Consider the following 15843-nt stretch of genomic DNA (forward strand, 5'->3'; position numbering starts at 1 on the left):
CTAGGCTGCAGGCATGGACGCGGTGATCTTCGACCTCGACGGCGTGCTGGTGGACTCGGAAAAAACGTGGGACGAGGTGCGCCGCGCGGTGGTCGCGGAGCACGGCGGTACCTGGTTACCCGAATCGACCAGAGAACAGCAAGGGATGAGCACCCCCGAGTGGGCTGCCTACCTGGTCGGCACGCTCGGCGCGCGGCTGACGCCCGACGAGATCGCGCGGGCGGTGATCGACCGGATGGCGCAGCGCTACGCCTCGGGACCGCCCGTGATCGACGGCGCGCCCGACGTGGTCCGCGCCGTCGCCCGCCGCTACCCGGTGGCGATCGCGAGCTCGTCGCCGCCGGTGCTGATCCAGGCGTTCCTGCAGGCGTGCGACCTCACGTCGCTGGTGCCCGTCGCGGTGTCGAGCGAGGAGGTCGGCGCCGGCAAACCCGCGCCCGACGTCTACCTGCGCGCGGCGAAGCTGCTGAACGTGCCGGCCGCGCAGTGCGCCGCCGTGGAGGACTCGACCAACGGGCTGAAAGCCGCGCTGGCGGCGAAGATGGCCGTGTATGCGGTGCCGAACCCGCACTTCCCGCCGGACCCGGCCGTGCTGGAGCAAACCACCGCCGTAGTTCGCGACATCAACGAACTCCCGGCGGCGCTGGACCTCTAGACACCGAGAAGGGCTCCCCGGAACACCGAGGAGCCCTTCTGCCGGCGAGAAAAGCGCGTCAGCGCTCCAGCTCGCCGCGGATGAACTTGTCGACCGCGTCGCGCGCGGTGGAGTCGTCGTACTGCTCCGGCGGCGACTTCATGAAGTAGGACGACGCCGACAGGATCGGCCCGCCGATGCCGCGGTCCTTCGCGATCTTCGCGGCGCGCACGGCGTCGATGATGATGCCGGCCGAGTTGGGGGAGTCCCACACCTCGAGCTTGTACTCCAGGTTCAGCGGCACGTCGCCGAACGCACGGCCCTCGAGGCGCACGTAGGCCCACTTGCGGTCGTCGAGCCACTGCACATAGTCCGACGGTCCGATGTGGACGTTGCCCTTGCCGAGCTCGCGGTCGACCTGCGACGTCACCGACTGGGTCTTCGAGATCTTCTTCGACTCGAGGCGCTCGAGCTCCTTCATGTTCAGGAAGTCCATGTTCCCGCCCACGTTGAGCTGCATCGTGCGGTCGAGCTGCACGCCGCGGTCTTCGAAGAGCTTCGCCAGCACGCGGTGCGTGATCGTGGCGCCGACCTGCGACTTGATGTCGTCACCGACGATCGGCACGCCGGCGTCTTCGAACTTCTTGGCCCACACCGGGTCCGACGCGATGAACACGGGCAGCGCGTTCACGAACGCCACGTTGGCGTCGATCGCGGCCTGCGCGTAGAACTTGTCGGCCTCTTCGGAGCCCACGGGCAGGTAGGAGACGAGCACGTCGACCTTCGCGTCGCGCAGCGCGCCGACGATGTCGACGGGCGCCTCGTCCGACTCCGAGATGGTCTCGCGGTAGAACCGCCCGAGCCCGTCGTAGGTGTGCCCGCGCTGCACCGGCACGCCGAGCGGCGGCACGTCGGCGATCTTGATCGTGTTGTTCTCGCTCGAGAAGATCGCCTCGGACAGGTCGTGGCCGACCTTCTTGGCGTCGACGTCGAACGCGGCGACGAAGTCGATGTCGCTGACGTGGTACTCGCCGAACCGGACGTGCATCAAACCGGGCACGCGCGTGCCGGGATCCGCGTCGCGGTAGTACTGCACACCCTGGACCAGCGAGGAGGCGCAGTTGCCGACGCCCACGATGGCCACCCGAACGCGGCGGTTCTCGCCCATGCCGGTTTCTCCTTCAATCCGTTACTTCATCTGCAGGTCTGGCCGCGACGTTGCGGCCCGAGCGGCGCGCCCTCACTCCTGCGGGCCACGCTGCTCGGCTTGTTCGTGCGCGATCAGCTCGTTGAGCCAGCGCACCTCCCGCTCGCTCGACTCGAGTCCCAGCCGGTGCAGCTCGCGGGTGTAGCGGTCGATCCTCTCCTCGGCCCTGGACAGCGCCTCGCGCAAACCCTCGCGACGCTCTTCCACGCGACGCCGCCGGCCCTCCAGGATCCGCATCCTGACGTCGGCCGGTGTCCGCGAGAAGAACGCCAGGTGGACGCCGAACCCCTCGTCGTCCCAGGTCTGCGGACCCGCGTCACCGAGCAGCTCGGCGAACCGCTCCTTGCCCTCGGCGGTGAGCTTGTAGACGCGGCGGCCGCGCCGGGACCAGGCCCGGTCGTCCGCCTCGTCGAGCTCCTCGACGAGGAATCCCGCCCGCAGCAACCGACGCAAGGTCGGGTACAGCGAGCCGTACGAGAACGCCCGGAACATCCCGAGCGTCTCGTGCAAACGCTTGCGCAGCACGTACCCGTGCATGGGGGCCTCGTGCAGCAACCCGAGGATCGCGAGTTCGAGCACACCGCACCCCCTTACGGGAACAAACCGCAGCGGCCGCCGTTGCCCCAGTGGTTGGTGGGACCTACTGGGGCGACCGCCTCCGTCAACCTACTCGGCAACTATATCGCGCCGATACATCGAAGTGGCGGAAGTAACCCCAGGAAGTGGCCAGACCAGGGCGAACGTCACCAGAGAGTTATCGAATTTCCGGCGTGTCCGAATAGTCGCCCTGGGTGGCCTCCCGCAGGGGGCACTGCACACACAGGAAGAGCCCGTACTCTGTTCCTCGTGCTTACCCAGCGGCAGGTCGTGGACTACGCCTTGCAGCGCCGTGCGCTGCTGGCCGGCGTCCGCTCCGGACGCGTCGGCGACCATGAGGTGTGCGACGCGACCCCGTACCTGCTCCGTGCGGCGAAGTTCCACGGCAGGCCGGACGACCGCGCCTGTCCGATGTGCCGCCGGGCGCCGTTGACCCTCGTGTCGTGGGTCTACGGCGACGAGCTGAAGCACGTCTCGGGATCGGCGCGGACACCCGACGAACTGGCCCGCATGGCGGGGCTGTTCGGCGAGTTCACCGTCTACGACGTAGAGGTGTGCCGGACGTGCCACTGGAACCACCTGGTCCTGTCCTACGTCCTCGGCACGGGCGAGCCCCAGCCCACCCGGCCGCGGAGGACAGCCGGCCAGTGACGAGTACCGAAACCGCTGCAGAGCACAGGGCGGCGCGCACCGGTTCTTCCCGAACGCCGGCGCCGGCAGTCTCGCCCTCGGAGGCCCATTCGTGAACGACGATCGCAACCGCTCCTGGCCCGGCCAGGAGCCAGATGCACCTCGCCGTGCCCAATGGCCGGAGGAAGAACCGGGTCCCGCCTGGCCGGGCGAGGACGCCCCCCGCCGCCCGCAGCGGCAGGCCCCGCCGCGACGCGGCCCCAACGGGGGCGCGCAGCGGCAGCCGCGTGGTGCCACGCCCGAGTGGCCGAGCGGAGACGAGCCGCGTGGTGCAGACCGCCGTGGTCCAGACCCGCGCGGTGCGGATCCACGCGGTTCAGGTCCTCGCGGTCCGCGTGGTTCAGACCCACGTGGTTCAGACCCACGTGGTTCGGATCCACGCGGTTCAGATCATCAGTGGCCCGCGGACGAGCCCCCTCGCCGTCCCCAGCGGCCGCCGCAGCGTCCCCAGCAGTCCCAGCGCGTGCCGAACGCCAACGGCCAGGGCGGCATGCCGCCGCGCCGGCAGGCTCCACCGCCGCCACCGGGGCCGAACGGTCCCGCCGCGAGCCCGCCGCAGGGTTTCCGCCAGCCGGGCCCGCCCGGACCCGGTCGTCCAGGCCGCAACCCGTCCGGCCCCGTCCGCCGTCCGCCGCAGGGCCGGCCGGAGCCGCCGCCCCCCGCGTACCCCGACCGCGAGCCGGACCTGATCACCCACGCCGCGCACAACGGCACGGAGTTCGGCTACGACCCGTACGACGACCGTTACGACGATCGGTACGACAGCTCCGAACACCCCCAGTACTCGGACGAGGACGACTTCGAGGACGAAGGCCCGGAGCTCGACGAGAACGGCAAGCCGATCAAGCCGCCGCTCACGCCGAAGCAGCGCAAGAAGCGCCGCTGGAAGATCATCCGGCGAGTCGCGTACGCGTGTGTGGGTCTGTTCGTCGTGGTGCCGGCCGTCGCTTTCGTGATCACGTACTTCCTGGTGAAGGTTCCTTCCCCGCAGGACGTGAAAGCGTTGCAGAGCCAGCCCATCACGTTCTACTACGCCAACAATCAGGTGATGGGCCGCAGCGTCCCGCCTGGCGGCGACCGCGAGCTGCTACAGCCGAACCAGATCCCCGACGTCGTGAAGCACGCCGTGTACTCGGCCGAGGACAAGACGTTCGAGACCAACTCGGGCTTCGACGTCAAGGGCATCCTCGGCGCGGTGTACAACCAGGTCACCGGTGGTACCGGTGGTGGTTCGACCATCTCGCAGCAGTACATCAAGAAGGCCACGGAGAACGAAGCCCCGACGCTGACCCGTAAGTGGACCGAGCTCGCGAAGTCGTTCAAGCTCAACAACGAAGAGTCCAAATCGGACATCATCACGGGCTACCTGAACATCGTCTACTTCGGGCGCGGGGCCAACGGCATCGCAGCGGCCGCGAAGGCCTACTACGGCAAGGACGTGAGCCAGCTGTCCCCGTCGGAGTCGGCGCTGCTCGCCGGCCTGATCCAGCTGCCGAGCAAGTCGGAAGACCCGGCGTACACCCAGAAACGCTGGACCTACGTGATGGACCAGATGGTGGCCAACGGCTGGCTCTCGCAGGCCGACCGCGCCGCCGCGACGTTCCCGAAGCTCATCCCCAAGAACGCTCAGGCCAAGGAGAACGCGGGCACGCTGGACTACTTCATCCAGCAGCGCATCCTCGACGAGCTCGAGGCCAAAGGCTACGACCAGGACAAGCTCTACGGCAGCGGCGCGAAGATCTACACCACGATCGACCCCGCGGCGCAGCAAGCGGCGGTACAAGCCGTGCAGGACAACATGAAGGGGCAAACCGACGACAAGCTCTTGGGGGCACTCGTCGCTGTCGACCCGAGAACCGGCGGGGTCATCGCGTATTACGGTGGCCCGAACGTCGTGAAGGACGATGCCGGCAAGGACACACTCGGGCAGGACCGCGCGAACCAGGCAAGAAACCCCGGCTCGTCGATGAAGGCTTACGACCTCACCGCGTTTCTCAAGATGGGCAAGGGCCTCGGCGAGACCTTCGACGGTTCGAACAATCGGATGCTCGGTGGCCGCATCGTTCGCAACGCGGGTGAGAGCGCCAGCTGCGGCAAGGAGTGCACGGTCAAGAAGGCCATGGAGGTCTCCGCCAACACCGTGTTCTACGACATGGTGTTGAACGTGACCAAACCCGCGCCCGTCGCCGAAGCCGCGAAGGAAGCCGGGGTGCAGCCGGCGCCGGAGGGCAAGGCCAAGCTCGGCATCAACGACGCCAACATCGCGCTTGGCGGTGGTGAGACCGTAGTGACGCCGGAGGACATGGCAGCCGGGTATGCGACCTTCGCATCGGGCGGCATCTACCGCGAGCAGCACTTCGTGTCGAAGCTCACCAACTCGCAGGACGAGGTCGAGTTCGACGACACGACGCTGCAGGGCAAGCCGGCGTTCGACCCCGACGAGCAGAAGACCCAGCAGATCGCGGGCAACGTCACCGACGCACTCGAGCCGGTCATCAAGGAGTCTCACCTGAAGTGCCCGACCGGCCACGAGTGCGCGGGCAAGACCGGTACGCAGCAGTACACGCCATACGCCAAAGACCCGAAGTCATGGGCTGACCGCAACGCCCAGACCTGGATGGTCGGCTACACGCCGTCGGTGTCGGCGGCTGTCTGGGTTGGCGGCGACGGCAACTGGCCGCTACACGACGACAACAACAAGCCGATCTTCGGTGCCACGATCGCGGGCCCGGCGTGGCAGGAGTTCATGGACACCTACCTCAAGAGCAAGCCCGCCGAGAAGTTCCCGAAGGTCGACCCGATCGGCAAGGACGCGGACACGGTGACTCCCACGAGCCGCACCAGCAGCTCGGTGACCACCACGTCCAGCCCCACCACCACGCAGTCGACCCCGACCACGACGTCGAGCACCACGTCGTCGAGCGAGACGACCACGTCGGAGCCCACCACGACCAGTCGCCCCGGCGGCATCTTCGGCGGGGGCACCGGCAACGGCGGTGGTCCCGGGCGCAACGGCGGTGGCGGCGACGGCGGAGGCGGGGTCGAGGTGACCCCACCACCGAGACAGCCAGGCGGGTAGCACGTACCGAAGGGCTCCTCTCCGGTCAGGAGGGGAGCCCTTCGTCGTGTGCCGGACCCGCAACCCCGGCTCGAAGTGACCCAGCCGACATCGCTGAGCCGCCACCCTGGGCGTAGTTTTGTCCGGTTCACACCGCGCCGGGGCCGTTACCCAGAGATACGTCCCGCCGGTCGAGTGAACCGACCCCACCCGCGGTGCGTCCCCTTGTGGAGAGGGGATCTGCGCCCGCAGCACGCCCGCGTCCGAGAAGAGGATCCGCACGTGAACGACGACCGCAACCGCTCCTGGCCCGACCGGGATCCCGATCCGCGGCGTCAACCACCCCCTGCCGGCCGGCAGGGGCCACCACCGTGGGCCCGCAACCAGCCGCAGGGCGGCGCGCCTCGCACGCCCCCGCCGGGCAACCCGGCGCAGCCCGGCCAGCCCGGTCCCCGGGTGCCCCCGAACCGGCCCGGCACCCCGCCGCCCGGCTTCCGTCAGCCGCCTCCCGGCGCGCGCCGGCCAGGCCCGCCGCCGCCCGGACCGCGGCGTGAGCCGGAGCTGATGACGCACCACGTGCACAACGGCACCGCCAACGACCGCTACGACGCGGGTTACGACGCCGACGGCCCGCTCGACCCCGACGACGTCTACCCAGACGAGCCAGAGCTCGACAAGAAAGGCCGGCCGGTCCTCACCGCCGCCCAGAAGAAGAAGCGGCGCTGGAAGATCATTCGGCGCAGCGTCTACGCGTTCGTCGGCGTCTTCATCGTGATTCCCGCGATCGCGTTCGTGATCACGTACTTCAGCGTCGACGTGCCTTCGCCGCAGAGCGTGGCGTCGAGCCAGAACCAGGCCGTGACGTACCTCTACGCCGACGGCTCGCCGATGGGCAAGGACGTGCCGGCGGGCGGCAACCGGCAGATCCTCACCTCCGACCAGATCCCCGACATCATGAAGCACGCCGCCATCGCGACCGAGGACTCGTCGTTCGAGACCAACTCGGGCTTCGACGTCACCGGCATCCTGCGCGCGGTCTACAACCAGGTCACCGGCGGCACCGGCGGTGGTTCCACGATTTCCCAGCAGTACATCAAAAAGGCCACCGACAACGACGCGCCCACGCTCACCCGCAAGTGGACCGAGCTGGCGAAGTCGTTCAAGATGAACCAGACGTACTCGAAGCAGGACATCATCACCTCGTACCTGAACATCATCTACTTCGGACGTGGTGCGTACGGTGTCGGCGCGGCGTCGCAGGCCTTCTTCCACAAGGACGTGAAGGACCTCAGTTTCTCCGAAGCGGCGCTGCTCGCCGGGCTCATCCAGCAGCCGGGCCGGTCGGAGAACCCCAAGGTGGCAATGGACCGCTGGAACACCGCGCTCGACCGCATGGTGGAGAACCACTACATCACCGCGGCGGACCGCAAGGCGGCGCATTTCCCCACGCCGGTCCCGCTGTCGGAGGACAAGGAAGACTCGAGCGCGCCGTACCGCTTCATCTCCGACCAGGTGAGGGCGGAGCTCGAAGCCCACGGCATCTCGAGCGACCAATACTACTCGGGCGGCTACACGATCCAGACGACCATCGACAAGAAGGCGCAGGACCTCGCCCAGCAGGCGGGCGCCGACGCGCTGGCGAAGCAGTCGGACAACCGGCTTCTCGACGCGCTCGTGGCCGTCGACCCGAAAACCGGCGGCGTGCTCGCGTACTACGGCGGGCCCACGACCATCGATGTCAACGGCCAGAAGCAGAAAGCCCGTGACTGGGCCGACACCCCGCAGAACCCCGGTTCGTCGATGAAGCCGTACGACCTCACGGCGTTCCTCAAGATGGGCAAGGGGATCAACTCGACCTTCGACGGCCGCAACAACCGCGAGTTCGACGGGCGCATCGTGCGCAACGCCGGTGACAGCGACAGCTGCTCGGAGCAGTGCACCGTCGCCGAGGCCATGAAGATCTCGGCCAACACGGTGTTCTACGACATGGTCCTCAACGTCACCAAGCAGGGCCCGGTCGAGCAGGCCGCCGAGGAAGCCGGCGTGAAGACCAAGGACAACGGCGGCAAGTCGGTGATCTCCATCGCCGACAACAACATTTCCCTCGGTGGTGGCGGCACCCAGATCACACCCGCGGACCAGGCCTCGGCCTACGCGACGTTCGCCGGCGACGGCCAGCAGCGCGACCGGCACTTCGTGCTGAAGGTGACGAACTCGCAGAACGAGGTGGCCTACGAAGCCCAGGCGCAGCCAGCCAAGTCGGCATTCGCCGACGGCGACGCCGACCTGAGCAAGCAGATCGCGGGCAACGTGACCAAGGCACTGCAGCCCGTGATCGGCTTCTCGAAGCTCAAGTGCCCGACCGGCCACGAATGCGCCGGCAAGACGGGAACGCAGCAGCACACGAAGCGCCCGGGCGAGCCGGCTTCGGCAGCGAACGCCAACGCGCAGACGTGGATGGTCGGTTACACGCCTTCGGTTTCCGTGGCGGTGTGGGTCGGCGGCAACGGTGACCTCGACCTGCACGGCAAGGGCAGCACGCCGATCTTCGGGTCGACCATCGCCGGCCCGTTGTGGCAGAAGTTCATGACCACCTACCTCGCGGGCAAGCCAGCCGAACGCTTCCCGCAGGTGGATCTGATCGGCGACGCGGCCCCGCCGTCCGGTCCGCCGAGCGACCCGAACATCCCGCCGTCGGACATCACGCCGACCGACAACCCGAACGACCCGAACAACCCCGGCGGCGGCGACGGCAACAACCCGGTGAACCCCGGCGACCCGAACGGCCCCGGTGGCCCGGGCGGCAACTTCCCGTCGTTCCCCACGCAAACGCCGAAGCCGCCGAAGCACCCGCCGTCAGGTGACCCCACCGACACGGGGGATCCCGGCGACACGGGCGTTCCCAGCGAATAGTCAGGGCGTCGCAAGAGAAAAGGCTCCCCCCATCCGGGTTTCCGGACGGGGGGAGCCTTTTTTCGCGCCCGCAAAGGAAAAGCGGGGGAGGCCGCGAGCTCGGCACTGGGGGTTGCCGAAGTCGCGGCGAGCTACTCGAGCGTCATGACGCGGCCCTCGGCGCCGGAGCGGTGGGCGGCTTCGATCACGCGCAACGCGGCCACGGAACCGGCCGGGTCCACGGGGAACGCCGCTTCGCCACGCAACGCGTCGCGCACCTGGGCGTAGAAGTCCTCGTAGCGGCCGACCTCGGTGGGCACGATCTCGGTGTGGTCCGTGCCGTCGTCGACGCCGAGGGCGCCGGCGTCGGCCTCGGGCTCGACGCCCCAGCCCTCGTCGCCGGGGCGCAGGCCGTCCTTGATCTGGGGTTCCTGCACGTCGAGGCCGTACTTGGTGAAGGTGGCGCGGTCGCCGAGCACGCGGAACCGCGGGTTGCGCGTGGCCGCCAAGGCGGAGGCCCACAGGTGCGAGCGAACTCCGTTGGCGTGGTGCAGCGCGACGAACACGTCGTCGTCCACCTGCACGCCGGCGCGGCGGCGGTCGACCTCCGCGTAGACCTGCGTGACCGGGCCGAACAGCTGCAGGGCCTGGTCGACGATGTGCGCGCCGAGGTCGTAGAGCAGGCCGCCGGCCTCGGCGGGGTCGCCGAACTCGCGCCAGTTGTCCTTGATCTTCGGCACCCAGCGGTCGTAGCGGGACTCGAAGCGGAACACGTCGCCGAGCCGGCCGGACTCGATCACCTTGCGCACGGTGAGGAAGTCGGAGTCCCAGCGGCGGTTCTGGAAGACGGTGAGGCCGACACCCTTGGCCTTCGCCGCCGCCACGACCTGCTCGGCCTCGGCCGCGGTCGGCGCGAACGGCTTGTCCACGACCACCGGCAGGCCGAGCTCGACGGCGCGCAGCGCGAGCGGCACGTGGGTACGGTTCGGGGTGCTCACCACGACGAGGTCGAGGTCGCCCGCCTGGGCGAACAACGCATCGGCGTCGGGCACGATCTCGGTGCCGGGGTACTCCGCGCGGGCCTGAGCGGCGCGTTCCGGGTTCGCCGTCACGATCGCCGCGGGCACCAGACCCGGCGTCGAAGCCACCAGCGGCGCGTGGAAGACGCGGCCGCCGATGCCGTAACCGAGGATGCCGACTCGCAAGTCATCAGCCATGCCGCCCATTAAACAACACTGTTGCGTAACTAGCCAGTTATTCGAGAGGATCTCCGGATGGCCGAAACCGGAGTCAACCTGCGCGGGCTGCGCCGCTTCAACAGAGCGCTGCTGCTCGGTCACATCCTGCGCGCGGGCGGGCTCAGCCGCGTGGAGCTGGCCGAGCGCACGGGGCTGACGCAGCAGGCGGTGTCGAAGATCGTCGCCGAGCTGCTCGAGACGCAGCTGCTCGACGTCGAGCGCCAGGCCGCGGCCGGCGTCGGCAAGCCGCGCACGCAGCTGCGGATCCGGCCGTCGGCGAAGTGCGCACTCGGCGCGCAGCTGGACCGCGACGGATTCCTCGTGCTGCGCACGGGACTGTCCGGCGAGGTCGAGGACACCGTGGAAGGTCCGCTGCCCGTCGGCTTCACGCCCGAGCAGGCCGTGACCGCGGTGGTCGGCGCGACGCGCAAGCTGCTCGCCGACGTCGACCCGGCGCGCGTGCTGGGCCTCGGCGTCGGCGCGGTGGGACCGCTCGACCACCGCGAAGGCCGCGTCCGTGACGCCACGAACATGCCGGGCTGGCACGACGTGCCCCTTCGCAACCTCCTCGCCGAGCGCACGGGACTGCCCGTGACGCTCGACAAGAACACGAACGCCGCCGCGGTCGCCCACACGTGGCCCGACACGCCGGAGACCGCCACCGCCGTGGTGCTCGTGGGCACCGGTATCGGCGTCGGGCTGCTGGTCGACGGCAACGTCTACCGCGGCCCGCGCACCAACGCCGGTGAGTTCGGCCACACCACGATCGCGTACGACGGCCCGCGCTGCGCCTGCGGACGGCGCGGCTGCGTCGAGATCATGCACCGCTCCGCGGCCACCCCCGCCGAGGCCGCGCGGCTGCTGGGAATCGGGCTCGCCGACCTCGTGCAGGTCCTGGACCTGGAGCGGATCGTGTTGTTCGGCCGCGCCATCCGCGCGGAGCCCGACGTCTACCGAGACACGGTGGCGGCGCAGCTGAGCGAGCTGCTGCCGGTGCCGCACTGGCAGCGCATCGACGTGGAGCTGAGCGACCTCGGGGAGGAAGCCGTGGCCCTCGGTGGGGCTTTCGAGGTGCTTGCCGGGTTCTACTCCGACCCTAAATGACAGGCGCCTGACCTGCGGGCAGATAGCATCCGCGACGTGCCCGACCAAGCCACCGCCGAAGAGCCGGACGCGGCTCCCCGCACGCTGACGCCAGCGGAGCGGATCGTGCCGAGCTGGAACGACCCGCTGGCCGCCGCGGCGACGAGACCGATCGGCGGGCCGCTCGGCGAACACGCGGCCGTGGGCCGGCATTGGTTCTGGTCACCGCAGCGCGTGGGACTGGGCCTGGCGATCCTCGCGCTGGTGCTGTGCTGGTTCGGCAAGGCGTCCTGCATCCAGCAGTACCAGGACTCCACTGGCGCCAGCCAGCTCGACTGGCGTGCGGGCCGCCCGTTCGTCGCGATGTGCTACTCGGACATCGTGCCGCTCTACAGCTCCGAGCGGCTCAACGACCCGAAGACCTTCCCGTACGTCTCGTCCTGGCAGGAGGACACACAGACGGCGGACAACCAGACCCGCTACATGGAGTACCCCGTGCTCACGGGCCTGTTCCAGTGGGTCAACGCGAAGCTCGCGGCGGGCTGGCTCTCGGTCGCGAACTCCGGCTGGCTGCCCAGCGCGCTGCCGGTGGCGATCTACTTCAACATCTCCGCGTTCTGGCTCGCGCTCGCGTGGCTGATCACGGTGTGGGCGACCGGGCGCACGATGAAACGCCGGCCGTGGGACGCGGTCCTGGTGGCGATCTCGCCGCTGGTGCTGGTGCAGGCGTTCACGAACTTCGACGCCATCGCCACGGCGTGCACCGCCGCGGCGATCCTCGCGTGGTCGCGAAAACGGCCGGAGATCGCCGGCGTGCTGCTCGGGCTCGGTGCCGCGGCGAAGCTGTACCCGTTGCTGTTGCTCGGGGTGCTGTTCGTGCTCTGCCTGCGCGCGGGGAAGCTGCGCGCGTGGGGCAGAACGGCGGCGTTCACCGTGCTCACGTGGCTGATCGTGAACGTGCCGTTCATCCTCGTGGCCACGCACGGGTGGTGGGAGTTCTTCCGGCTCAACACGTTGCGGCCGATGGACCCGGACTCGCTCTACAACGTCATCTCCTACACCACGGGCTGGACCGGCTTCGACGGCGTGCTCCAAAAAGGACAGACGCCGGCGATCCTCAACACCGTGATCGCCGTGCTATTCCTGCTCTGCTGCGCCGGAATCGCGTACGTCGCCCTCACCGCGCCGCGGCGGCCGCGCTTCGGCCAGCTCGCCTTCCTCGTGGTGGCGGCGTTCCTGCTGACCAACAAGGTGTGGAGCCCGCAGTACTCGCTGTGGCTCGTGCCCCTGGCGGTGCTCGCGATCCCGCGCTGGCGGCTGCTGCTGAGCTGGATGGTGATCGACGCGCTGGTGTGGGCGCCGCGGATGTTCTACTACCTCGGCATCGACCACAAGGGACTGCCGGAGGGCTGGTTCCTCGGCACGGTCGTGGTGCGCGACCTCGCCGTGGTGGGCCTCTGCGTGCTGGTGATCCGCGAGATCTACCGGCCGCGCACGGACCTCATCCGGCTCGCCGGAGACGACGACCCGGCCGGCGGCGTGCTCGAACGGGCGCGTGACCGCGTGAAGTTCGCGGGCTTCAGGAAGCACCGCCGGGCTGTGCCGACGGTGCCACCCGTGCCCGAGTCCTAGGCGGTCTGCTTGCGCAGGAAGGCGATGTCGGCCGCCTGGCCCTCGCTCGGCGTCTCCACGACGACGGGCGCGCCGGCCTTGCGAACGACGTCGGCGAGCAGCTCGGGATCGATGGTCCCCTCGCCGCCGACGATGTTGGCGTGGCGGTCGCGGTTGGAGCCGAACTCGTCGCGCGAGTTGTTGAGGTGCACCAGGTCGATGCGGCCGGTGATGGCCTTGACCTTCTCGACGGCGTCGGCCAGATCCCAGCCCGCGGCGTAGGCGTGGCAGGTGTCGAGGCAGAACCCGGCGCCGAACTCGCCGACCTCGTCCCACAGGCGCGCGATCACGTCGAGCTCGCGGGTCATCGCGTTCTCGCCGCCCGCGGTGTTCTCGATGAGGATCGGCACGGCGAAGCCGCCCTTGTCCGCTTCGCGCTCGAAGAGCTTGCGCCAGTTGGCCAAGCCCTCGGCGACGTCGTCGCCGGCGCCCACGTGGCCGCCGTGCACGATGAGTCCCTTCGCGCCGATCACGGCGGCGCCGGTGGCGTGCTGCGCGACGTTCTTGCGCGACGGGATGCGGATGCGGTTGTTCAGCGACGCGACGTTGATCAGGTACGGCGCGTGGATGAACACCTCGACCGGCGACTCCTTGATCGCGTCCCCGAACGGGTGCGGTTTCGGAGCCTTCCACCCCTGCGGGTCGGACAGGAAGAACTGGACGACGTCGGCTTCTCGCTCGGCTACGGCGGCCAGCGGATCGTCGTCGCGGACATGGGCGCCAATCTGCATGAGAGCACGCTACCCCCGGGTGAATCCGCACCTGACGCCCCAGTTGGTGACGCTCGTGGAGTACCGTGAGCGCGTTCCGTGATCCAGTTCGGGCCGTCGGAGGGGTTTTGCATGGGGAAGCACGCCGCCCGGATCACCACGTTGGGGATCGCCGTCGCACTGCCGGTTCTCTCGGCCGCGCTCGCGCTCCCCGCCACGGCTTCCGCGGACCCGAGCCCCACGCTCGACGGCGACTGCTCGGCCACGCTGCAGAACGGCAAGACCGGCAAGGGTTTGTCACTCGACGCCGGCGCGCCGCTCAACGCTCCGAACCGGCTCACCGTCGGCCTCGACTCGAAGGCCAAGCAGGCCGACGGGAGCAACCCGCTCTTCACGCTCCCGGTGGGCGATGTCGTGCGCACGCTGGGCGTCGGCGAGGTGCCGGCGGTCGGTGACGCGGCGGCGAACAGTGTCTGCCCGCTCGCGCAGAACACGGCCAACAGCGTCGGCAACGCCACGGGGAGCCTGGTCGGTGGCGTGACCGCCCCGGTTGTGACCCCGCCCGGAGACAACCCTCCCGGTGACAACCCGCCGGGCGACAATCCCCCCGGTGGCACCCCGCCCGGCCAGACGCCTCCCGGCAGCACTCCGCCGGGCGCCCCCGGCAGCAGCCTCGACCCGGTGATCACCGGCTCGGGCGACCTGTCCGGCCTGGACTCCATCGCGGGCATCTTCACCAACGCCGCCATGCTGCCGTCCGGGCTCGTGCAGGCGCCGCCGGTGATCACGCAGGTCATCCCGGGTCAGCTGCCCGCGGACCAGGTGCCGACCGTCGACGCGAAGAAGTCGGGCACCGCCGAAGCGCTGCCGGCCGTGACGCCGCCGGCGAAGCTGCCGATGCTCATCGCGGTGCTCGCGCTGGCCATCGTCGCGGCGGCGCTCGTGCGCGCGTGGCTGCGCCGCAAGACCGCCTGATCGACACGGGCGGTGACACCCGCTTCCCACCCGAATGCCTGACATCGGTGGCTGAGCGGGCGTCACTCGTTCCCGTTACCGTCGTTGTCCAGGGGAGACAGGTTCAGACCGAACGCGGCGGAGGGCTCGATGGCCAGGCAGCACCGCACACGCAGGGCCACCGCGCTGGGAGCCGCCGCCTTCGTGCTGGCCGGCTCGGCCGCGCTCGCCGCGCCGAGTACGGCGTCCGCAACGTCCACTCCGACGACCATCGTGACCCAGTGCGGCTCGACGATCACCGCGAAGCCCGGGGACACGGTCCAGGTCAAAACGCTGCTGGGGCTGCCGGTCGACCTCGGTGTGGTCGGCCAGGTCTCCGGTGTGCTGACCGGCGCCGTCAACTCGGTTCTCGGTGCCCTCTGCAAAGTCACGGTGAACGTGGTCAACACCGTCGTCGCGCCGGTGCCCGTGGTCGGCGCGCCGGCCGCGGGGGCACTGAACCAGACCGTCGCGGGGACCACGAACACCCTGCAGCAGGGCGTCGATTCGACGCAGCGCGCGCTGACGGGCGGGGCGCCCGCGCAGCAGAACCCCGGCAGCCCGCAGCAGCCGCCGGCGACCGGTCCCGGCGCGCCGCAGGGTGGCACTCCCGCCGGCCAGACGCCGATCCCGCCGGTGAACAGCCCGTTGCTGCCGCTCTCGGGTGGTGGCGGCGGTCTCGCGTCGCTGTTCCCGGGCTTCGCGAACTTCTCGAACTTGCCGTTCAGCACCGGCTACGCGCCGATGCGCGACTACAGCGACATCCCGATGGCGATGGCCGGGCTGTTCTCGCCGTCGCCCGCGCTGCGCTACGGCAGCCAGATCCCGGGGTACGCACCGCAGTACGGCCTCTCGAACCCGGGTCAGCCGTCGGCCGGGAACGCGAGCGTGCAGAACGCGGGCGAGGCGCAGGCGTTACCCCCCACCGGGGATAACCACGCGAACGGGTTGGATTGGCCCGTGCTGGTGGCAGTTCTTGCACTCTCCGGAGTCAGCGCGGGCCTGGTTCGCACCTGGGTCCTCCGCCGAATGGCCGCTGCGAGTTAGGCCGACTCACCAGTATCTTTTCG

12 protein-coding genes are annotated in these 15843 nt (G+C 69.6%); 8 read left to right on the forward strand and 4 right to left on the reverse strand.

What is annotated here, in order from left to right; genetic code table 11:
- The first annotated feature begins 13 nt into the window (after window positions 1-13).
- The gene (locus tag K1T34_RS17595; RefSeq protein ID WP_220245334.1) at window positions 14-655 is read left to right on the forward strand and encodes an HAD family phosphatase; all 642 of its coding nucleotides are present in this window, start codon (window positions 14-16) and stop codon (window positions 653-655) included.
- A gap of 58 nt (window positions 656-713) precedes the next feature.
- On the opposite strand, the gene K1T34_RS17600 is transcribed toward K1T34_RS17595, so the two are convergent.
- Both K1T34_RS17600 and K1T34_RS17605 read right to left on the reverse strand, forming a co-directional pair.
- On the reverse strand, window positions 714-1802 hold the full coding sequence (locus K1T34_RS17600) for an inositol-3-phosphate synthase (RefSeq protein ID WP_220245335.1): 1089 nt from the start codon (window positions 1800-1802) through the stop codon (window positions 714-716).
- 72 nt (window positions 1803-1874) lie between these two features.
- On the reverse strand, window positions 1875-2420 hold the full coding sequence (locus K1T34_RS17605; protein WP_220245336.1) for a PadR family transcriptional regulator: 546 nt from the start codon (window positions 2418-2420) through the stop codon (window positions 1875-1877).
- Between the two features lie 267 nt (window positions 2421-2687).
- On the opposite strand from K1T34_RS17605, the gene K1T34_RS17610 reads away from it, so the two are divergent.
- The 3 genes from K1T34_RS17610 (at window position 2688) to K1T34_RS17620 (ending at window position 9099) form a co-directional block, all read left to right on the forward strand.
- Entirely contained in the window at window positions 2688-3089 is a 402-nt protein-coding gene (locus K1T34_RS17610) for a DUF5318 domain-containing protein (RefSeq protein ID WP_220245337.1), read from the forward strand.
- Between the two features lie 502 nt (window positions 3090-3591).
- Window positions 3592-6207 carry a transglycosylase domain-containing protein gene (locus K1T34_RS17615; protein WP_266118257.1) on the forward strand — a complete coding sequence of 872 codons (2616 nt, stop codon included), beginning with the start codon at window positions 3592-3594 and terminating at the stop codon, window positions 6205-6207.
- A 261-nt stretch (window positions 6208-6468) separates the two neighbouring features.
- A complete protein-coding gene (locus K1T34_RS17620) occupies window positions 6469-9099 on the forward strand; it encodes a transglycosylase domain-containing protein (protein ID WP_220245338.1) in 2631 nt (876 codons plus the stop codon).
- 131 nt (window positions 9100-9230) lie between these two features.
- On the opposite strand, the gene K1T34_RS17625 is transcribed toward K1T34_RS17620, so the two are convergent.
- The gene (locus tag K1T34_RS17625; RefSeq protein WP_220245339.1) at window positions 9231-10295 is read right to left on the reverse strand and encodes a Gfo/Idh/MocA family oxidoreductase; all 1065 of its coding nucleotides are present in this window, start codon (window positions 10293-10295) and stop codon (window positions 9231-9233) included.
- Window positions 10296-10352: 57 nt separating this feature from the next.
- On the opposite strand from K1T34_RS17625, the gene K1T34_RS17630 reads away from it, so the two are divergent.
- A complete protein-coding gene (locus K1T34_RS17630) occupies window positions 10353-11420 on the forward strand; it encodes an ROK family transcriptional regulator (protein WP_220245340.1) in 1068 nt (355 codons plus the stop codon).
- Window positions 11421-11456: 36 nt separating this feature from the next.
- Window positions 11457-13031, forward strand: a complete 1575-nt coding sequence (locus K1T34_RS17635) for a glycosyltransferase family 87 protein (protein ID WP_220245341.1) — start codon at window positions 11457-11459, stop codon at window positions 13029-13031.
- Here K1T34_RS17635 and K1T34_RS17640 read toward each other — a convergent pair.
- Entirely contained in the window at window positions 13028-13801 is a 774-nt protein-coding gene (locus K1T34_RS17640; RefSeq protein ID WP_220245342.1) for a deoxyribonuclease IV, read from the reverse strand. The genes K1T34_RS17635 and K1T34_RS17640 overlap by 4 nt on opposite strands.
- Before the next feature lie 111 nt (window positions 13802-13912).
- On the opposite strand from K1T34_RS17640, the gene K1T34_RS17645 reads away from it, so the two are divergent.
- Together K1T34_RS17645 and K1T34_RS17650 are read left to right on the forward strand one after the other, a co-directional pair.
- Entirely contained in the window at window positions 13913-14755 is an 843-nt protein-coding gene (locus tag K1T34_RS17645; RefSeq protein WP_220245343.1) for a hypothetical protein, read from the forward strand.
- Between the two features lie 129 nt (window positions 14756-14884).
- Window positions 14885-15820 (forward strand): hypothetical protein, encoded by a 936-nt coding sequence (locus K1T34_RS17650; RefSeq protein WP_220245344.1) that lies wholly within the window; start codon window positions 14885-14887, stop codon window positions 15818-15820.
- Window positions 15821-15843: the final 23 nt, after the last annotated feature.

Origin of the sequence: Amycolatopsis sp. DSM 110486, from assembly GCF_019468465.1 — a bacterium.
GTDB lineage: Bacteria > Actinomycetota > Actinomycetes > Mycobacteriales > Pseudonocardiaceae > Amycolatopsis.

What these genes read in the sequence shown, in the direction of transcription:
- K1T34_RS17650 (WP_220245344.1), top strand. Translation starts at nt 14,885, where the DNA reads ATGGCCAGGCAGCACCGCACACGCAGGGCCACCGCGCTGGGAGCCGCC.
- K1T34_RS17640 (WP_220245342.1), bottom strand. Translation starts at nt 13,801, where the DNA reads ATGCAGATTGGCGCCCATGTCCGCGACGACGATCCGCTGGCCGCCGTA.
- K1T34_RS17645 (WP_220245343.1), top strand. Translation starts at nt 13,913, where the DNA reads ATGGGGAAGCACGCCGCCCGGATCACCACGTTGGGGATCGCCGTCGCA.
- K1T34_RS17625 (WP_220245339.1), bottom strand. Translation starts at nt 10,295, where the DNA reads ATGGCTGATGACTTGCGAGTCGGCATCCTCGGTTACGGCATCGGCGGC.
- K1T34_RS17595 (WP_220245334.1), top strand. Translation starts at nt 14, where the DNA reads ATGGACGCGGTGATCTTCGACCTCGACGGCGTGCTGGTGGACTCGGAA.
- K1T34_RS17630 (WP_220245340.1), top strand. Translation starts at nt 10,353, where the DNA reads ATGGCCGAAACCGGAGTCAACCTGCGCGGGCTGCGCCGCTTCAACAGA.
- K1T34_RS17600 (WP_220245335.1), bottom strand. Translation starts at nt 1,802, where the DNA reads ATGGGCGAGAACCGCCGCGTTCGGGTGGCCATCGTGGGCGTCGGCAAC.